Annotated in this window: 18 protein-coding genes; all 18 read right to left on the bottom strand. The window is 53.3% G+C overall.

The features are described from left to right. Positions 1-2 precede the first annotated feature (2 nt). A complete protein-coding gene (locus R2K26_RS13090; protein ID WP_316522297.1) occupies positions 3-2,345 on the bottom strand; it encodes a VirB4-like conjugal transfer ATPase, CD1110 family in 2,343 nt (780 codons plus the stop codon). After that, the gene (locus R2K26_RS13085; RefSeq protein WP_316522528.1) at positions 2,342-2,686 is read right to left on the bottom strand and encodes a PrgI family protein; all 345 of its coding nucleotides are present in this window, start codon (positions 2,684-2,686) and stop codon (positions 2,342-2,344) included. The genes R2K26_RS13090 and R2K26_RS13085 overlap by 4 nt, the downstream gene beginning before the upstream one ends. Positions 2,687-2,753: 67 nt before the next feature. Then, positions 2,754-3,407 (bottom strand): RloB family protein, encoded by a 654-nt coding sequence (locus tag R2K26_RS13080; RefSeq protein ID WP_316522294.1) that lies wholly within the window; start codon positions 3,405-3,407, stop codon positions 2,754-2,756. Next, positions 3,408-4,709 carry an ATP-binding protein gene (locus R2K26_RS13075; RefSeq protein WP_316522291.1) on the bottom strand — a complete coding sequence of 434 codons (1,302 nt, stop codon included), beginning with the start codon at positions 4,707-4,709 and terminating at the stop codon, positions 3,408-3,410. It abuts the gene before it with no gap. Positions 4,710-4,817: 108 nt separating this feature from the next. Beyond that, positions 4,818-5,654: a hypothetical protein gene (locus tag R2K26_RS13070; RefSeq protein WP_316522525.1), complete on the bottom strand. Its 837-nt coding sequence runs from the start codon at positions 5,652-5,654 to the stop codon at positions 4,818-4,820. 73 nt (positions 5,655-5,727) lie between these two features. Next, entirely contained in the window at positions 5,728-6,072 is a 345-nt protein-coding gene (locus R2K26_RS13065) for a glutamyl-tRNA amidotransferase (protein WP_316522288.1), read from the bottom strand. Positions 6,073-6,095: 23 nt separating this feature from the next. After that, on the bottom strand, positions 6,096-7,880 hold the full coding sequence (locus R2K26_RS13060; protein ID WP_316522285.1) for a VirD4-like conjugal transfer protein, CD1115 family: 1,785 nt from the start codon (positions 7,878-7,880) through the stop codon (positions 6,096-6,098). Beyond that, positions 7,867-8,136, bottom strand: coding sequence for a hypothetical protein (locus R2K26_RS13055; protein ID WP_316522283.1), 270 nt, complete (start codon positions 8,134-8,136; stop codon positions 7,867-7,869). The genes R2K26_RS13060 and R2K26_RS13055 overlap by 14 nt, the downstream gene beginning before the upstream one ends. Positions 8,137-8,138: 2 nt before the next feature. After that, the gene (locus R2K26_RS13050; protein ID WP_316522280.1) at positions 8,139-9,026 is read right to left on the bottom strand and encodes a hypothetical protein; all 888 of its coding nucleotides are present in this window, start codon (positions 9,024-9,026) and stop codon (positions 8,139-8,141) included. A gap of 3 nt (positions 9,027-9,029) precedes the next feature. Beyond that, complete coding sequence (locus tag R2K26_RS13045; RefSeq protein ID WP_316522277.1) at positions 9,030-9,833, bottom strand: PcfB family protein; 804 nt, start codon at positions 9,831-9,833, stop codon at positions 9,030-9,032. Next, positions 9,817-11,238, bottom strand: coding sequence for a relaxase/mobilization nuclease domain-containing protein (locus tag R2K26_RS13040; RefSeq protein WP_316522272.1), 1,422 nt, complete (start codon positions 11,236-11,238; stop codon positions 9,817-9,819). Before R2K26_RS13040 ends, R2K26_RS13045 begins: the two co-directional genes overlap by 17 nt. Positions 11,239-11,243: 5 nt before the next feature. Further along, the gene (locus R2K26_RS13035; RefSeq protein WP_316522269.1) at positions 11,244-11,573 is read right to left on the bottom strand and encodes a plasmid mobilization protein; all 330 of its coding nucleotides are present in this window, start codon (positions 11,571-11,573) and stop codon (positions 11,244-11,246) included. After that, complete coding sequence (dcm, locus tag R2K26_RS13030; RefSeq protein WP_316522267.1) at positions 11,570-12,952, bottom strand: DNA (cytosine-5-)-methyltransferase; 1,383 nt, start codon at positions 12,950-12,952, stop codon at positions 11,570-11,572. Before dcm ends, R2K26_RS13035 begins: the two co-directional genes overlap by 4 nt. A 174-nt stretch (positions 12,953-13,126) precedes the next feature. Then, positions 13,127-13,528, bottom strand: coding sequence for a DUF3846 domain-containing protein (locus R2K26_RS13025; RefSeq protein WP_316522266.1), 402 nt, complete (start codon positions 13,526-13,528; stop codon positions 13,127-13,129). 15 nt (positions 13,529-13,543) lie between these two features. Beyond that, positions 13,544-13,738: a DpnD/PcfM family protein gene (locus R2K26_RS13020; protein ID WP_316522265.1), complete on the bottom strand. Its 195-nt coding sequence runs from the start codon at positions 13,736-13,738 to the stop codon at positions 13,544-13,546. Then, a complete protein-coding gene (locus tag R2K26_RS13015) occupies positions 13,725-14,084 on the bottom strand; it encodes a helix-turn-helix transcriptional regulator (RefSeq protein ID WP_316522263.1) in 360 nt (119 codons plus the stop codon). Before R2K26_RS13015 ends, R2K26_RS13020 begins: the two co-directional genes overlap by 14 nt. After that, positions 14,081-15,049 (bottom strand): DUF3991 and TOPRIM domain-containing protein, encoded by a 969-nt coding sequence (locus tag R2K26_RS13010; protein ID WP_316522260.1) that lies wholly within the window; start codon positions 15,047-15,049, stop codon positions 14,081-14,083. The genes R2K26_RS13015 and R2K26_RS13010 overlap by 4 nt, the downstream gene beginning before the upstream one ends. Positions 15,050-15,462: 413 nt before the next feature. Next, positions 15,463-16,662 carry an ATP-binding protein gene (locus R2K26_RS13005; protein WP_316522258.1) on the bottom strand — a complete coding sequence of 400 codons (1,200 nt, stop codon included), beginning with the start codon at positions 16,660-16,662 and terminating at the stop codon, positions 15,463-15,465. Positions 16,663-16,845 lie beyond the last annotated feature (183 nt).

Below are 16,845 nucleotides of genomic sequence, written 5' to 3'. Positions count from 1 at the left end.
CTTTACCTCTGCGCATTGCCGAACACGCCCTCACCGGGGCGCGTCGTCATCAAGCGGTAAAGCTCGGTATCTTTGGGGAAACGGTTGATAAACGGCACCAGCGCCGAGCCGTACTTGATCAGCCCGCAGCCAGCGTCGGCATTGGTGACATAGCTCATCTGCTCGTCGGAAATGTTCAGGAGCTTCGAGAGCTTGGCACGGTCGGAGAACGCCTGATTGAGCATGATAATGAACTCCGAATTGGAGAGCATCGTGCTCGCCTGCACGGAGTCCAGCAGGTATTCGACATTTTGCGTGATGGCGGTGGGATAACCGTTGCGCTTACGGAACTGCCGCCATGCAGAGTTGAAGAAAATTCCGCTCTGCTCATTTTCAAAAACGACATGAAATTCGTCGATAAAGATGTGGGTACGTTTGCCCTTTTTCCAGTTGAGGGTGACACGGTTGAGGATGGTGTCGGTGATCACCAGCAGTCCCGTAGGCTTCAACTGCTCGCCAAGGCCGTGAATATCAAATACGACGATGCGCTTGTCGAGGTCAACAGTGCTTTCGTGACCGAAAATGTCCAGCGAACCGGTGGTGAACAGCTCCAGCGACAAGGCGATTTCTTTTGCCTTTTCTTCGGGCTGCTCCAGCAGCTTGTTTCGCAGATCGCAGAGCGTGGCGGGTTTGCCCGTTCGCTCGGCGTCCTGATACACCAGCGCCGTGCAGCGGTCGATGATGGATTTCTGTTGCGGGCCGACACCGGCCTTGTCGATCTGCTCCACAAGGGACATGATGAACTGCGATTTCTCCACGATGGGATTGTTCTCACCGTAACCGTCCACCATATACATGGCGTTCAAGCGGTCTTTGCCGCCTGCCGCCATATGAATGACAGTCGCCGTTTCCTTGCCCAGAGTCGCCGCCAGCGCACCAAATTCGTTTTCCGGATCGCAGACCAGCACATCATCGGCAGTGTTGAGAATGAGAAAAGCGATCAGTTCCTTAGCGCTGAACGATTTGCCCGAACCGGGCACGCCCAACAGGAACGCCGATTGGTTCAGAAGATTTGCCTTGTTGCACATGATGAGGTTGTGGGAGATGGCGTTCTCTCCGAAGTAAATGCCGCCCTTGTCCTGCACTTCCTGCACCTTAAAGGGCATGAACACTGCAAGGCTCTCGGTGGTGAGGGTACGGAACGCATTGATTCTCCGTGTGCCGATGGGGAGAACGGTGTTCAGCCCGTCGAACTGCTGGAATTTCAGCACGGCAAGCTGACACATATGCTTTCGCGCCACGGCAAGCACCGTTTCGGTGTCGCTGTCGAGCTGCTTTTTGTCGTCGGCGGTAATCACCATCGTAATGACCGCCAGCATCATCCGCTGATCTCTCGTGGTCAGGTCGTCCAGAAATTCCTTGCTCTCTTTGCGCTGGAGCTCCATATCATAGGGCACAACAGCGGAGAAATTGTTGTTGGCGTTCTGCCTGCGCTGCCAGTTGGTGATGTTGGTTTCGATGCCGAGCAGACGGTTTTCCACCTCCCGCACGGCCTCGTCGGTGGGGATCGGCACAACATCGATCGACAGCATCATATTTCGGTTGAAATCGGTCAGCTCCGTAACCATGCTGTCTTTGATATATGAAGCGTAGTCTTTCAGAAACAAGACCCGGCAGTATTTCTCGCCCAGCTTCAGACAGTCGCTGCTTTTCTCCAAAGAGTCGGGGCAGATATAATCCTTAAAGTCGTGCCCCTTGCGCATCATGTCCTGCGGGTCGAAGTGAAACGCCGCTTCCTCGCCCTGACGGTAGAAGTCGTGGAGCACCCGCAGCTTTTCGGCGGCGTCCTGCTCGGTACACTTGGAGCCGAGGGCGGCGAAATGAGCGATCAGGTCGGCGCCGATCCGGGCAAAGTAAGTGCGGGCTTCTTCGATGTTTTTCTTGCAGACTGACACCGTGATATACTTCTCCTGAATGATGCCGTTGGCGCCGGTGGCCTTATGAAACAGCATTTGATTGTATTCCCGGCGGTACACATCGCAGGCGTCGCCCTGCATGGGCATCAAGATCGACTGCTCAAAATTTGCCCGGTTCAGCCTGCGGTTGTTGATGGTGATCTTCGTCGTTGCCCCGGAATCCAAACTGTTCAGCAGCTCCGAATAGGAAAGAAACATCTGCTCCTTGTCCTCACGGCTTGCCGCAAGGTAGTTGATGTCGGTAAACTGATAGGTCTTGGAAAAGCGACCGCCCACTTGAAAAATACCATCCTTCCAGATGCGGCGGATAGGGATCACATCCTGCACCTTGCGGGGCACGGTGTATCGCTCCTTGTCCTGTTTTAACAGGTTTTTCAGCGTCTTGATCATGATTTTCCTCCCTCCAATTTGTCTTTGAGCGCTTCGTAGTAGAGGTTCGATGATTCAAAGCGAAGCTCTTTCGGCTCTAACAGCTCTGAGCGCAGCCACGCCCAGAGAAACTGCTCGGCGGTCATGCCGTGATAAGTGATAAAGCCCAGCGCCGCAAAGGGTGCGGCACCAAGAATACACATCCAACTGACGGTTTCCGTCCCGAAGTGTGGTTTCAGCAGAAAGTACAGTCCCACGGCGACGAGGATCGCCAAGACAGAAAAAACGAACTGCCGCATGGACAGTCCGAAAAACATGGATTCCGTATAATTGCGGATCTCCCGATTGATTTTCACTTCCAAAATAATACCTCCTTGTGATTTGGGCATAAGAAAAACGCCTCCCGTACGGAAGGCGTTTAACTGTTGTTTATTGTAAGCTGGTTAAAAATTCAATGGCTTCATAGACGTTTGAAAAAGTCAGGCATTTCTGACAAAGCCAACGATTTCGCTCATCTGTATCCTCTAAACCGGGGAGTCCTTGTGACAATAAATTCAGAACGGTTTGCTTTGAATGAATAACGGCCTTCGGATAATTTTGTGCGATTCTTGCTGTTGTCGCGGTATCACCTTTTTGGTAATTCGGCTCTTTAGAAAGCAAACGTTCTATTACTCGCTGCTTTTCAGCGACGGTTTGGATCGGTGGCGTATACATTTCATAATGCAGCATCAGCCAATACTCAATGCAGCCGGTCGTCATCAGAAGCCGAACTTTGATTCCGGGCTTTTTACGTAGCGCGCGAAGACGCTTGATGATCTTCATGCGGGCATCCCATAAGCCAATATCTTTTGTTTCTACATCGAAGAAAAACCAAATCTCGTCTGTGACTTCGGCATAGTCTCGGTAGGCTTTGTCCTTTTTGAATTTCCCGTCTGCTTCCTCAAAAAGTCCGGTAGCGCTTGGCCGTTTGATGGACGCAACATCTTTGAATTCTTTCTTCAAAAAATCCGTATAAGCCTGTTCGCTTTCTCCTTCACAGAACACCACAATATATGGCTTTCTTCGTCTGGTGGGACGTGGCATTTATTCCACCTCCTCAATCTCAATATCCGGCGTGGCACCGTATTTTCCGACAAGGTAACCTTTCCGAATATTCTCTGTTGTCCGAGTGGAAAATTCGCTGATGGTATACAGCTCAGAGATTCCGTCCTTATCACGTTTATCCACAAAGTACAGCTGATCTTTTCGGAGAAGTTCCAGATTCATCAATTCTGTATTGTGGGTCGTAAAGACGATCTGTGCGCCGTTAGGATTAGAAGCCTTGCTCTGAAATTTCGCAACGATATAATTTACCAGCATAGGGTGAAGCTCACGCTCCAGTTCATCTACCAATAAGATACCGCCGATGCGCAGGGCAGATTCGATTGCAGGAGCCAGTGCCATCAATTTACGTGTACCGTCTGACTCATCGGAAAGTTCCAGCGCGTAAGTCGCTTTCTGCCCGTTGCGATTTTCACCTTGGTGATTGGCCTTAGCAGAAACTTCACCCATTTTCAGACGTATTTCACTGTTGTTGGAGGTTTCGGCGAGGGTGTGCATAAACTGAACCAGAGCAGCCTTGATTTCCTCCGGGATATTATCCGGCAAGGATTCATTATCCTGAATCTCATTGCTGTTGACCTCAAACTGCATATCTTGAATGCCCAGATCTGCCGCTTTGGCATAGTCGGAAATCGCTTTCAGCATATTTTTATCTTCTGAATACTCAATCAGTTGACGGGGAATATCGGAATAATCCCGAGAGAAGAAAACCTGATCTCGAAACCAGCGCATCGCTGCAACACAGGCTACATCATTCATGGTGCACGCTACCGAGAAAAACAGCTGATTTTCAGCGACCATTTCACCGATTAAGGATCGTTTGTTTTTATCTTCTGTAAAGGAGAACTGCTGGTTTGTACGATTAAAGATCAGAGCTTTCTGCCCCTTAGGCGCGTGATATAGATATTCCGAATAAACCTTTTCTCGCGTAGCGGCAAAACCATACCAATATTTTACTCCGCCGAAAGTATATTCAAAAGAAAACTCAGTAGGTTCTTCTTTGGAATAGTCATTCAGTGCAAACGGATTGACAGGAATCGCGGCGCGCTCGTGCTGCGTTCTCTGCGCATTTCGGATAAACTGAACGGCCAGCCAAAAAGCGCGGATCACATTACTTTTACCTCCACCGTTTTTGCCGTAAATCGCAATAGCGGGAAGCAGCTTGGATTTTGAGGATAACGGAATCAAACAGTTTTTAAACGAGCTTAGCCCAGTTGCTTCCATAGAAAGCACCGCTTCATCACGAAAAGAACGGTAATTTTTGAAGCGAAATTCAATCAGCATTAAAATCACCTCCATGAATATTCATATTCAGTATAGCACAAATCGTGATAAATACAAGCGATAAAATCAAATGTTTTGATTTTTTACTGTCGATTTATGCAATTATACTTACAGTCCCATCATTTCACGCACAACACGGTCGGCCATCTTGACAGCGCCGACGAGTACCAGCATATTGAAGATCAGCTCGCCCACATACGACCACACCTGCGTCACCGCCGCAGCGTCGGGATCGACGACGGGCGGGCTGGATGCAAACAGGGAGAAAATGATGCAGGCCAGTACGATGATCGCGCCTTCCAAGCAAACGGCGGCATAACTCTTGATAAAGCTCTTGCCGATGTTCTGCGACGGCTCTCCGGCAAAGGCCGAGAGCGGAACCGGCGCAATGGCCGTGTAGAGATAAAGTTTGAAAAATCTGCCGTACACGGTCATGATCATGATAAACGACAAGACCGTGATGAACAGCCCGCCGATCAAGGTCACTGCCCACAATGGGATGCTTTCAAAAAAACTGCAGTTCTCCACGGCGGTCACGATTTCGGCAGGCAGCACGGTTTCCTGCGCTGCACCGAAGCCTGCGGCGTTCATGATGGTAGAGATCAGCCCCTGCACGATGTTGAACAGGGCAATCATCAGCTCCAAGCCGTATGTGACGGCGGCTTTGGCGAGGGCAAAACGGATGAACACTTTCAGGGCGTGCTCCGGCCGCTTCAGTTCCGCAAAAGAGCCGCAGGTTTTCATCACGCCCACTACAAAGAACAAAACGAGCAGCGCAAGGCCGATGGCCTGCACCGCACCGTGGATGCCGACGATCACATTCCAGATCGTGCCGCCCTTGAACTGCTCCGGCGACTGCGTAATGAGCTGCCAGATCTCCGCCAGCTTTTCATTCCAAGTTTTGAGTGCATTCTCCAAATTCTGCACGATCCAGTTATCACTCACATTCATTTCTCCTTTCCGGCAAATGGGGCAGGCCGAAGTGACCTGCCCCATGCGCCGTGTCATTTATCTCCTTTCAGCCCGTGATCAGGTTCAGAATCTCTTTGGCAAAGGTGATGACGATGCCGCCCGCAAGGGTGAGAAAGCCGTTGCTGCGCTGGCTGGGGTCGTGGGACTGGAACGAAAGTCCCACCTGCACGATGCCCCAGCCGAGCAGGATCAGACCGACCGCACGGATCAGACCGAAAATGAAATCGCTCAGGTTGTTCACAACGGCGATCGGGTCATTGGCGGCAAAGGCCGTCACGGAACAGCCGAGCACAAGCGCAACCGACAGCACGGCGGCGCAGTAGAAACGAAAGCCCTTTCTGACCTTGCCGGGCACAGGCAGTTTGTTTGCGGTCTTTTTTGTGTTTTTCATGGGTTTATCCTCCTTGAATTGAATTAAAAAAGAGCCTCTATATCCTCGTCGGAAAGAAGTTCATAATCGAGTGTGGGTTCATTGGGTGCGGATACGGTTTCGGCGGCAGCGCCTGCAAACGAGAGCGTTGCAACGGCATTTTCCGTCCCGCCGTGTTCATAGGGCGCTGCGCCGCCGTCCTCGGTCAGCGCAATGTTCGGGTGTTTCAGAATGTCGTATTTTTCATCCATCACCGGCCGCTCGCCACGGATAAACAAAAGGGCGTAACGGTTGTCCAGCATACGCACCTCGTCCGGCGTCAGAAGCTCTCTGCCGCTGATCTGATAATTCGTGCTGTAATTGCCGTTTCGCCCGGATGATTTGCCGTAGGTGTTGGTGTCGATGGTGGATTTGCCGAGATAGGATTCCGAGATCAGCTTGTGGGTCGAAGTTTCGTTGCCGCCGAGGTAAAGGAACTCATCGCAGTTGCCGAGAATCGACTCCCATTCCTTTTCAAACAGTGCCTTGAGCGCCGCCACATTTTGCAGGATAATCGAAACGAATACCTGCCTTGAACGCATAACCGCCAGAATCTTTGAAAAGTCATCGGGTAGCGAAACATTGCTGAACTCGTCCATCAAGAAGTGGACGGGAACGGGCAGACTGCCGCCGTATTTGTGGTCGGCCAGATAGAATAGCTGCTGAAAAAGCTGGGTGTACAGGATGCTGACCAAAAAGTTAAAGCTGGTGTCATTGTCGGGGATCAGGGCAAACAACGCAATTTTCTTTTCGCCTAAGCTGGGTAAATCCAATTCGTCCGTAGCGGTCAGCGCCGCCAGAGAGGACAGGTTGAATTTTTCAAGCCTCGCCGCCAAAGTGATCTGAATGGATTTCAGCGTTTTTGCGCTGCCGGAATGATAGTCCTTGTAATACTTCACGGCGATGTGGTCGGGTTCCCGCATTTCCAGCCTTTCAAACAGTTCGTCAAGGGGCGAGGTGTATTCGTCGCAGTCCTCCCGCACATCCGCCGCACGCAGCATTTCCATGACCATCGGAAAATTCTGCTCGTCGGGCGGCGCTTCGTATTTCAGATAGAAAATAAGAGCCAGCAGGAGCATAGATGCGGCCGTGTCCCAAAAAGGATCGTTGGACTGGCTGCCTTTCGGCGTGGTGCTTTTGAACAGGTTGGTCACAAGCCGCTGCACATCGTTGTCGTCCCGCAGGTAGACAAACGGGTTGTAGCAGTGGCTTTTCTCCATATTCAGCAGATCCAGCACACGCACCTCATAGCCCTTTTGCCGCAGCAGGTGTCCCGTGCTGCGCAGCAGTTCGCCTTTCGGGTCCAGCACGGTAAAGCTCGTGTTGGCTTGGCACAAATTCGGTTTGGCGTAAAATCTTGTTTTGCCTGCGCCGCTGCCGCCGACCACGACCGTGTTGAGATTGCGGCGGTGCTTTCGTCCGTCCAGTCCCATCCGGACATTCTGCGTGAAGATCTTGTTGTCCTCCGGTACAGCCGCCCGGTATTTTCGGTTGACGGTTCGGGCAGAGCCCCACTTGGCCGAACCGTGTTCCTCGCCTCGACGGTAATTGCGGCGGGAAGATAGGATCACACCCACCGCAAGCCCGTAAGCGCAGAGCAGAATGAGGACAGTTTTCAGGCTGTCCTCGCAAAGTTCGATATGAAACGGGTCGTTCATCACCGCAGGAAACCGGACGACGATCTCCGGCAGACCGCCGTGGGCGGCAGGGGCGATCAGCAGCCCCAGCCACACCACGGGGAGAATACCGAACAGACAGAGGATAAGGGAAGTGTTTTTATCGTTCTTCATCTCGACCCCTTTCATATTTATATGTGGGGAGAGGAGGAGCGACGGAGTAGTCGAGCTTTCGCTCGCTTGCGGGCGAAACGAGTGAACGCAGTCCGCGACGACGAGGGGCATCGATCACCTTCAAAAGAACTTCGTCAACAATATCGGTGGGGCGTTCTTCCTCCAGCAGATCGTTCCGCATTTCATTGAGGGCATTAACCACAACGCCGTGCTCATAGCGGTCAAGAGTCAATACCCGTTTTTCCTGTTTTCCCATCGTCATCGCTCCTGTTCACTCTGGCGGGGCGCTTTGTTCTGTTCCAGCGACCGCATCATTCTTGCGGAAATGTCATAGGCGGTGTCCCGGATGTCGGTCAGTTCGGCGCGGATCGTCTGCGGGTCATCGGTGCGCAGAAAGTCGGCAGGCGCTTCAAAGGCATAGCCGCTCACATCTACACCGAACTCTTTGCCGAGAATATAGGAAACGCACTGTGCCTTGAAATCGGCGTTTTCTTTGGTGTATTCCTCGCCGGTCCGGGCAAGTTCCGCCTGCGCCAACGCCTTGGACAGACCGCAGAACAGATCGATTGCCGACAGACCCCGGCGGACAAAAACGGCGTTCTGCTTGCGGTCGTACACGGCATTCATGCCGTTCGGCAGCTCATCCACGGACTGCACCGGTGCGGGGCGCTTGTAGATCAGGGCGTTCAGCAGCGCCCGTGCATCATGGGAAACCGCCTGCGGTGCTCTCGTTCGGGCGGTGGTCTGTGAAATGTCATATACGCGCTTGATGTTATACGACACGCCGATACTGCCGTCGTCACGGGTGTATTCGCCGTTGGACTCGACGATCTTGATGGGGCGTCCGAACTCCTGCCGCTTGATATACACGCCCTGATCCCGCCAGAAATCTTTGTCGCCCAGTCTGCGGGCATCCGGCTTCGTGGCAAGGATCAGCAGGGCGTTGGTGGCAGAGTAGTTGCGGAAAGCCGCCTGCACATCCAGATAGTCACGGAACTTACCGCCGTCTGCGCAGACGGCCTCGGCGGTGGCATCGGCAAGAGCGTAAACCTCGTCACGCTCCGCCTTTTTCTTTGCCGCCCACGCCTCCTTGTCAAATTCGTCGGTCTGCGGGGCAGATTCAAAAATATCGTCAAAATTGCTCATCGGTTATCGCTCCTTTGCTTTCTTCGGTTTCTTTCGGGAAGGCTGCTTGTGGGTGGTGGTCTGCTGCTTTTTCGGTTCTTTTGCCGGGGTGGGTTCGGAAATGCCCGGCTCTGCCGCCTCTTTCTGCCTGCTCTCCCGAATTTCCCGCAGCTCCTCACGGACAGAGGGGCGTTCTTCGGGAGATTTAGCAGTACCCTCGGCGGTTCTGCTTTGCTTCTCGGAGGTAGGCGCGGACGGACGGGATTTCTCCGTCTTTGCCGCCGCAGGGTTTGGGGATGCGTGTTCCTCCTTTTGAACGGGTGCGCCCAGCAGGTCATCCAGCAGGCGGTCGTCCTCCGCCTTGTCGGGCTTCTCCTGCTCAGGGGCAGACGAGGCGGTTTTGTCCGCCTTGGACTGTTCAATGTCCCGCTTGATGGAAACGGTATCGACCGTCGCCAGCTTGAAGCGCTCCACGATGCGGTTGATCTTGGACGCATCCTCGGCACGCACCATAATGTCTACCATACCGTCGGCGGAGCGTTCTTTGCCCCGCAGGGCGCAGTAGACAACACCGTACCGCTTGGCCTCAGTCGCAAACTGCTTCAGATGTTCCTCGCTGACGGTGAACACTTTCAGTTCCTTGCCGCTTTTGAGCATGGCAGAGAGCCGCTGGTGGCCTTTGGTTTTGTTCTTATCTCGGTTTTTCCAGACAGCGTAGAGCATAGCGGCAATGTTCTTCGCCGCCGAGCCGGTCAGCTTCAAGGCAACTTCCGTACCCTCCAAGCTGATCCGCACGACTTGCTCCGCTGCGTCACCGGAATTGTACATGGTCGGTTTTCTCCTTTCTTTCGGGTTGCTCGTCCTCACGGACGGCTTTGATTTTCTCTTGGATTACGCCGGAACGCTCAGCAATGCTGTTACATAGAACCACCTCCTTCCGCAGTACGGCAAGCTCTTTGGAAAGTGCGGTGATCTGCGCTTTGACCTCCGCCGTCTTTTCAGGGTCAGACTTCACCGCTGCCGTCCGCTGTGCTTTATAAAGCTGTTTGCGCTTCTCGGTCAGAGCGGTGATTTTTCCGCTTACCTTATCCCGGTAGCAAAAAAGCTGCTCGGCGGTATCGATCCGATGTCCTATAAGCAGCCTTGTTTCGGCGGTGATGGCGTCCAGCTTCAACAGATCCTCCCGCAAGAGAAAGTGCAGCCGTTTTCTGCTTTGCTGCGGGCGGTTCTTCGGGAAGATGCCCAGCAGATAGCAGTAGTGAACATACAGCGCCCGAAAGCCGGTCAGTTTTCGGGCGGCTTTCAGATTGCCGATCAGTCTGACCCGCAGGATCTCCGGCTTTTGTTCGGGCTTTTTCCGTTCGGGGCGGCTCTGGGATAAAATGCGTCTGCGGATGCTGTCCAGAGAGTAGTCCTCACCGAAATTGCGCATCAGGCGCACAAATCGTTCCTTGCCCGGCGGTCTGACCGAAATATCCTTGCCGACCTTTACCGCATAGCCCTTTTTCCGCAAAGCGTCAAAAAACTGCCGCTCGGTCATGGCTTGCCGTATCGCCTCGTCAATGTCTGCACGGATCAGCCCACGCCGAGTGGGACGCTGTTCCTGCTCGGCACGCCATTCGCCGTATTGCTTGCCCCGGCCTTGCTGCGGTTGCTCGATCACCGACAGTCCGTATTCCCGGCAAAGCTCATCGGAAACCGTCTGCATCTCGTGGTAGTCCTTTCGGGTGCGGTGGTATTTGATGCCGTCCGCAAAGGATACGGTGTTGACGACAAAGTGATTGTGCAGATGATTTTCTTTGTCAAGGTGGGTGGCGACGATCACCTGATAGCGGTCGCCCCATAACCGGGTCGCCAGCTTTACGCCGATCTCATGCGCCAGTTCTGGCGTGGCCTCGCCGGGAGCAAAGGACTGATAACCGTGATAGGCCACCGTGCCGTCCTCCTTGCCGAACCGTTTCTTCACCGCCAGCATCTCGTCACGGGCGGTGGCGGGAGAGCAGTTGATGCCCGACACAAAGCGGTGGAGCGGTGCGCCGTCCTCGCTGCCCATTTCCTGCGTTTTCTCCGAATTTATGGCATAGCGGATCACATCGGAAAGCTGCTGCCCGTCCTGCTCGTTCAGTTCCCGGTCGGCGTAGAATTTGGGATTTGCCGTCTTTTCGGGATTTTCCGCATAGATCACCACCTTGCCGAGCCAGCCTTTTACCCGCCAAATTGATGTCGTCGCCATAAGCGTCACTTCATCGGACGGGGCAGAATGACCGCTGCGGTGATCGTCTTGATGGCCTCGTCCAGCTTGCGGCAGTTCTCGTCGTACCGCTGCACATCCAGTGCGTTCAGGGTATGGGCTTTTGCGGCGATCTGATTGAGGTTGTTGCCGATCCCATGCAGTTCCCGCATCATGGCGTAATAGTCGGGCGGCGGTGCGTCCTGCGGTTCAAGGCCGTTTACCAAGTGCCGGAGATACGCTTCACGGGAAAGTCCGCTTTTCTTGACCTTCTTCTGAAACGCCTCAGCTTCCTTTTTATCCAGCCAGAATTGAATGTGAACATTGCGTTTTCTCATAGGCTCTCCTTATCTAATTCGTTTTGTATTTCGGCGATCCGCTTGCCGACCGCATACACGACGGGGATCGTCACGCCGTTGCCAGCCTGCTTGTAAAGCTGGGCATCGGAATTGACGGCAGCGGCCCGGTCAAACATATCGTCCGAAAATCCTTGCAGCCGCCAGCACTCACGGGGCGTCAGCTTGCGGATGCGCCCGCAGCCGAGCGGAAGTGCGGAGCCGTTTTCAGGTTTGCTCTGATTTGCCTCTTTTGCTCGCTTGACGGGCAAAGCGTATTCGCAGGAATCGCAGGCGCAAAGATAAACGCCGTGCTTGTCCTGCGTATTCAGGCAAAAGGCAGGTTCGCCGCACGCCTTGAAGCGCCGACCGTTTTGCCGTTTGTTCTCCCGGTCGGGAGTGAGGACGGCACGGCAGCCATAAAAAATACCGGAGCTTTCGCCCCGGTTGCTGATCCCGCTCTTGTCATAGCCTGCGATCAGGCATTTGGTGTGCTCCTGCTCCAGAATTTTCGGATCACCCCGTTTTAGTTGAATGAGTGCCGTTTCTTCGGTGCGGTCCGGGCACTTGCCGCTCATGCAGAGAACGCCGCTTTTGTCACCGCTGTGGTTGGTGATGCCGCTGTCATACCTTGCTTTGATACAGCGGGCGTGCTCGGTCAGCCTCGGTTCACCTTTGCACAGGTCGATGAAGTACATGCCCGTGCGCCCGCCAAAGCCGCCGCCCTCGCTCATCAGCGTACAGCTCACGCCTGCGGGGTCATAGACCCGCTTGCCCTGCGTGCCGCCGATCAACTGTATAAGAGCCTTGCCGTCGCCTGCGGTGACAGGAAATACTTTTCGTCCACCATCGGCTCTAAAATGTCGATAAGCGACAAGGTAGATGCGTTCCCGGTTTTGCGGAACGCCGTGGAAGCGTGAATTAAGCAGTCCGTATTCGATATGATAGCCGATTTCGGCCAACGAATGGAGAACGGTCGCAAAGTCCCATCCTCGATTAACGGAGAGCAGATTTTTAACATTTTCAAGGACAAGCCATTCGGGTCGATCTTCGGCAGGCGTGCCTTTGAGGAGTCTAACAATTTCAAAAAAGAGAGAGCTTCGCTTTCCGGCAAGCCCTCGTTGCCGGCCAGATACAGAAATGTCCTGACACGGGAATCCGCCTGCCCAGAGGTTGACTCTCGGCAAGTCGGCGGGCTCGGTTTTGGTGATGTCCTCGCCATACCATTCATCCTCCTTTACATCGTAGATCGCGCGGTAGCTGCGGTCTGCGAATTTGTCGATCTCGCAGTGGCCTTTGCAGACCATACCGCAAAGCTCAAAGCCCTTGCGGAAACCGCCGACACCGCTGAAAAAGTCCAAAAAGGTCATGGGTTCATGCACCGGCTTTTCTCCTTTCGGGTATAAAATTATCGTCCTCCGCATAGGCGGGGACGAAAAGGGTTTCAGGGATTTCCCTGGCAAGTGCCGTTGTGGTATCACAACGGCGATGCTTGCTGGTACAGTGCATAGCGTTCGTTCCATAGGCCGAACATTTTGCCACCGACCGAAATAACATCACCGCTCCTGCTCCGGCTGCGGACGGTATGGGATGCCGAACAGCGTGTCGTTCACCCTCGCAAGGTGTTCGGGATAGCGAAACATCTTGCCGTAGCGGTCGATTTGCTCGTCGGAAAGGCTGTCCAGATTTTCGCCGCGGCAATCGCAGATAAAGGCGGGGCCGAAGATGAAATCCACCATCACGCCGTCGTCGTTCTTCACGCTGCGGTTTGGGCGCATTCCGTTGATCTTGCTTTCCTCATTGCATACGATGCAGACCTGTTCCTCAAAGGGGTAGAACGGCTCGATCAGACCGCCCACCACTTTCTGCATCCCGGCAAGTGACGCATCGATCTCGGCTGTGCGGGCGAGCTTGCCCGGCTCCAGCAGCACCACTTTGATTTTCTTTTCCTCATTCATCGTTAGAAACTCCTTTCATCGCTCATATTCACGGCTGCGCTCGTTTGTCCTTGCGGAGAAATCCACTCCGACAAAGGAATCGGCATCAAGGATATATTCGCTGTTATTCCAGCTTTCCTCGACCTGTCGTTCTGCTTCTTCACGGGAATCAGCTTCGACCGTAACCGTTTTTTGCAGCGTTTCGGTAATCGTGACCTCATAGGTTTTCAATGTCCGTTGCTCCTTTCCAGTAAGACTGATAAATTGCTTTGGCATTCTCGGATCGTGGAGATAATTCGATGCCGCATTCGTCCTCCAATGCGGCCAATAGGCTGCACAGCTCCTCGCTGTTTTTGATGCGGGGAACGGTAAGCTGGGAGGGAGAAACGCCGAGCGGCGCTGCCAGTTGGCACAGCAGTTCTCGCTTCGGTGTCCTTGCGCCGGATTCATACTGTGCGATCCGCACATCGGCGCTGCTTTCCGGGAAACCGACCGCGACGCCCAGCGCCTTTTGTGTCATGCCCCGCAGCATACGATAGTGCCGGATGCGCCGTCCCGGACTCATAAAGTCGCTCACCGTTCTTTGTTCCTTTCTCTGCGCTTAGTGATGGGCAACCCCAGCCGCATACAAAGGCAGTCGTTGTAATCCTTGCCCTGCAGGGGCGGCTGGATGTCCACCGTGACCGCATACTTCCCCGGCAGCAGCGCCTTGATGGTTTCTGCGGCGATCCGTCCCGTGGCGTCGTTATCAAGCCGCAGCACCACACGGCGGATATGGGAATGCTCGGCAAGATACCGCACCAGCGCGGCGGGCAGGCTGCTTTCCTCGATTTTCGCCCTTGGCTTGTAGACCCCGGCGAGGGAGAGCAGGTTTTCACTGCGCCAGCCCTTGCCGTCCAGCTTTTGCAGTGTCCCATAGGACAGCAGATCCACCGCCGACTCAAAAAGGTGGAGCGTATCGCTTGCGGCCGCCGCAGGAATCCCAAAGGAATAATGCTTGTCGCTGCCGTTGGCGTCCCCGATGAAGTCCGAGCCGATTCCTCGCTGGTTTGCATAGCGGGGTTTTCCGTCTGCATCCATGCCGACGAACACCACATTGTGATAGGGATAGCTTTCATAAAGGCGACCGGTTTGGATGCAGAAGTCGATCAACTCGTAGTCGATCCCTCTGCGGTGCAGATATTCGACGGCGTGGGTGGCGCTGCGGTTGACCTGCGGCAAAAGAAGTACCTTTTCTTTCGGCGCTTTCGGAGCCGGGGTAAAGGCGGGCGGCGCCGCTGACAGATTTCCCATGATGGTTTCGACCGCCTGCGTAAAGGGCATCTCTTTGACCTTGATGAGATAGTCCAGTGCCGAGTAGCCGCCGATCCCACGGGAAAACCAGCACCATTTGCCGTTGGAGATTTTCAGACTGTCGTGCTCACGGGTGCAGTAGGTGTCACCCCCGAAATGCACCAGCTCCTGCGGCTCGTAAGTCCGAAGATAGGTCAGCAAGTCCATCTCACGAGCTCTCGCCACCACCTCTGGCGGGATATATGGCATATGTTTCACCTCCGTTCTGACATAAAAATAGCCGAGGGGTTTTCAGACTGAAAACCTCTCGGCTATGTAGTTATCTGCATATACTTTGACCTTTTATATGCAGATAACAGAACTGTATATGCAGAAAACGGCACAGGTTTCCGTGCCGTCTGCGTTAGATCGCTTTGATTTTTTGAGGTAGGCCACGACAATATGCTGCCGTTTCATAGCAACCTCCGACCTTTCAGAAGATGAACACACATTTTTCCGGCCTTTTCTATTGCAAATTCGCACATTTTTCCGAACGGTGAGGACAGCGGCCTGCTATAACACCCCATTATAAAAAATACGCCGGATGGCTCTCACATGGATGAAAGCCGTCCGGCTATGCGATTATCTGCATATATCTCGACCGTTTTATATGCAGAAAGCGTTTAATAGTCCTTGCTCAGCAGAAAATCCGCCAGATGCACGATCTTGACACCGTTGATGTTGCCTGCGGCCAGTTCGTCCAGCGTTACTACATATTTCGGGTAATGGTCTTTGATCTCCAGCAAGTTGGCAACCTCCCGGTCGGATTCCTCCGGCAGATTGCGGCATACCTGCACATAGATCCGCTCGTCCCGCCGCACGGCCACGAAGTCGATCTCCTTGGTGGCGTTTTTGCCGATATACACATCATAGCCCTTCCGCCGAAGCTCAAAGTACACGATGTTCTCCAGCATAGCGGCAACGGATTTCAGATTAAAGCCCATCATGCAGTATTTGAGGGAAGCATCCGCAAGGTAGAACTTCTCCTGCGTTTTCAGGACGGTCTTGCCCTGCATATCGTACCGCTGGCATCGGTAAATCACGAAAGCCTTTTCCAGCCATTCCAGATAATTATAGACTGCTTCCACCGAGAGGGAGCGTCCTTCGCCTTTCATGAATTTCACGATAGCATTGGCGGAAAAAGTCTTGCCGACATTCTCTACGACATACTTCACCACACGGTTGAACAGGTCAAAGTTCGTGATATTGTGCCGCTTGGTGATGTCGCTGGTGATAACGGAATTGTAGATACCCTCGACGATCTGATAGGACGAACGCTCGTCAAAGTTTCCGAGCGCAACGATGGGAAAGCCGCCCATACGGATATATTCGTTCAAAAGCTCTTTCGGTGTGCGGCCGCTGTCTTTCTTGAACTCCAGATATTCGGCAAAGGACAGCGTAAAGACAGGGATGGAGATATAGCGTCCCGTCAGATAGGTGGAGATTTCGCTGGACATCAGCTTAGAGTTGGAACCGGTCACATAGATGTCGGTGTTGAAATCCTCCAGCAGACTGTTGACTGCCTTTTCCCAGCCGTCCACTTCCTGTACTTCGTCCAGCAGAAGATAGTAACGCTCGCTGTCGGTTATTTTCTCTTTGATGTCACGGTACATCTGCTTGGCGGTCATGCCCTCGTCCAGTTCCTCCGAAGTATAGCGCAGATGGATCACATGGTCTGCTGCAATGCCGTTACCGAACAGGTCGTCTTTTAACATATCCAAAATGGTCGATTTTCCGCAGCGGCGAATTCCGGCAAGTATTTTCACCAGCGGAACATCCCGATAGGTTTTCAGTATATCCAAATAGTAGGGCCTAACGATCATGGTATCGCCTCCTTGCTATTAGTATAGCCAAAAACGCCGTTTTAATCAATAGTTTTTGCTGAAATTCCAGAAAAACTTCATGCTATGCATATCTTTTTCGATCTGCTTCGCATTTCTTCTAACATAAAAGCGGCGCAAATCTCTCTGCACCGCTTGCGTCGTTTAATATTAAAGGCACATATT

This window comes from Neglectibacter sp. CSJ-5 (assembly GCF_032490475.1).
GTDB lineage: Bacteria > Bacillota > Clostridia > Oscillospirales > Acutalibacteraceae > Hominenteromicrobium > Hominenteromicrobium mulieris.
This window is presented reverse-complemented; position numbering and strand designations above follow the sequence as displayed.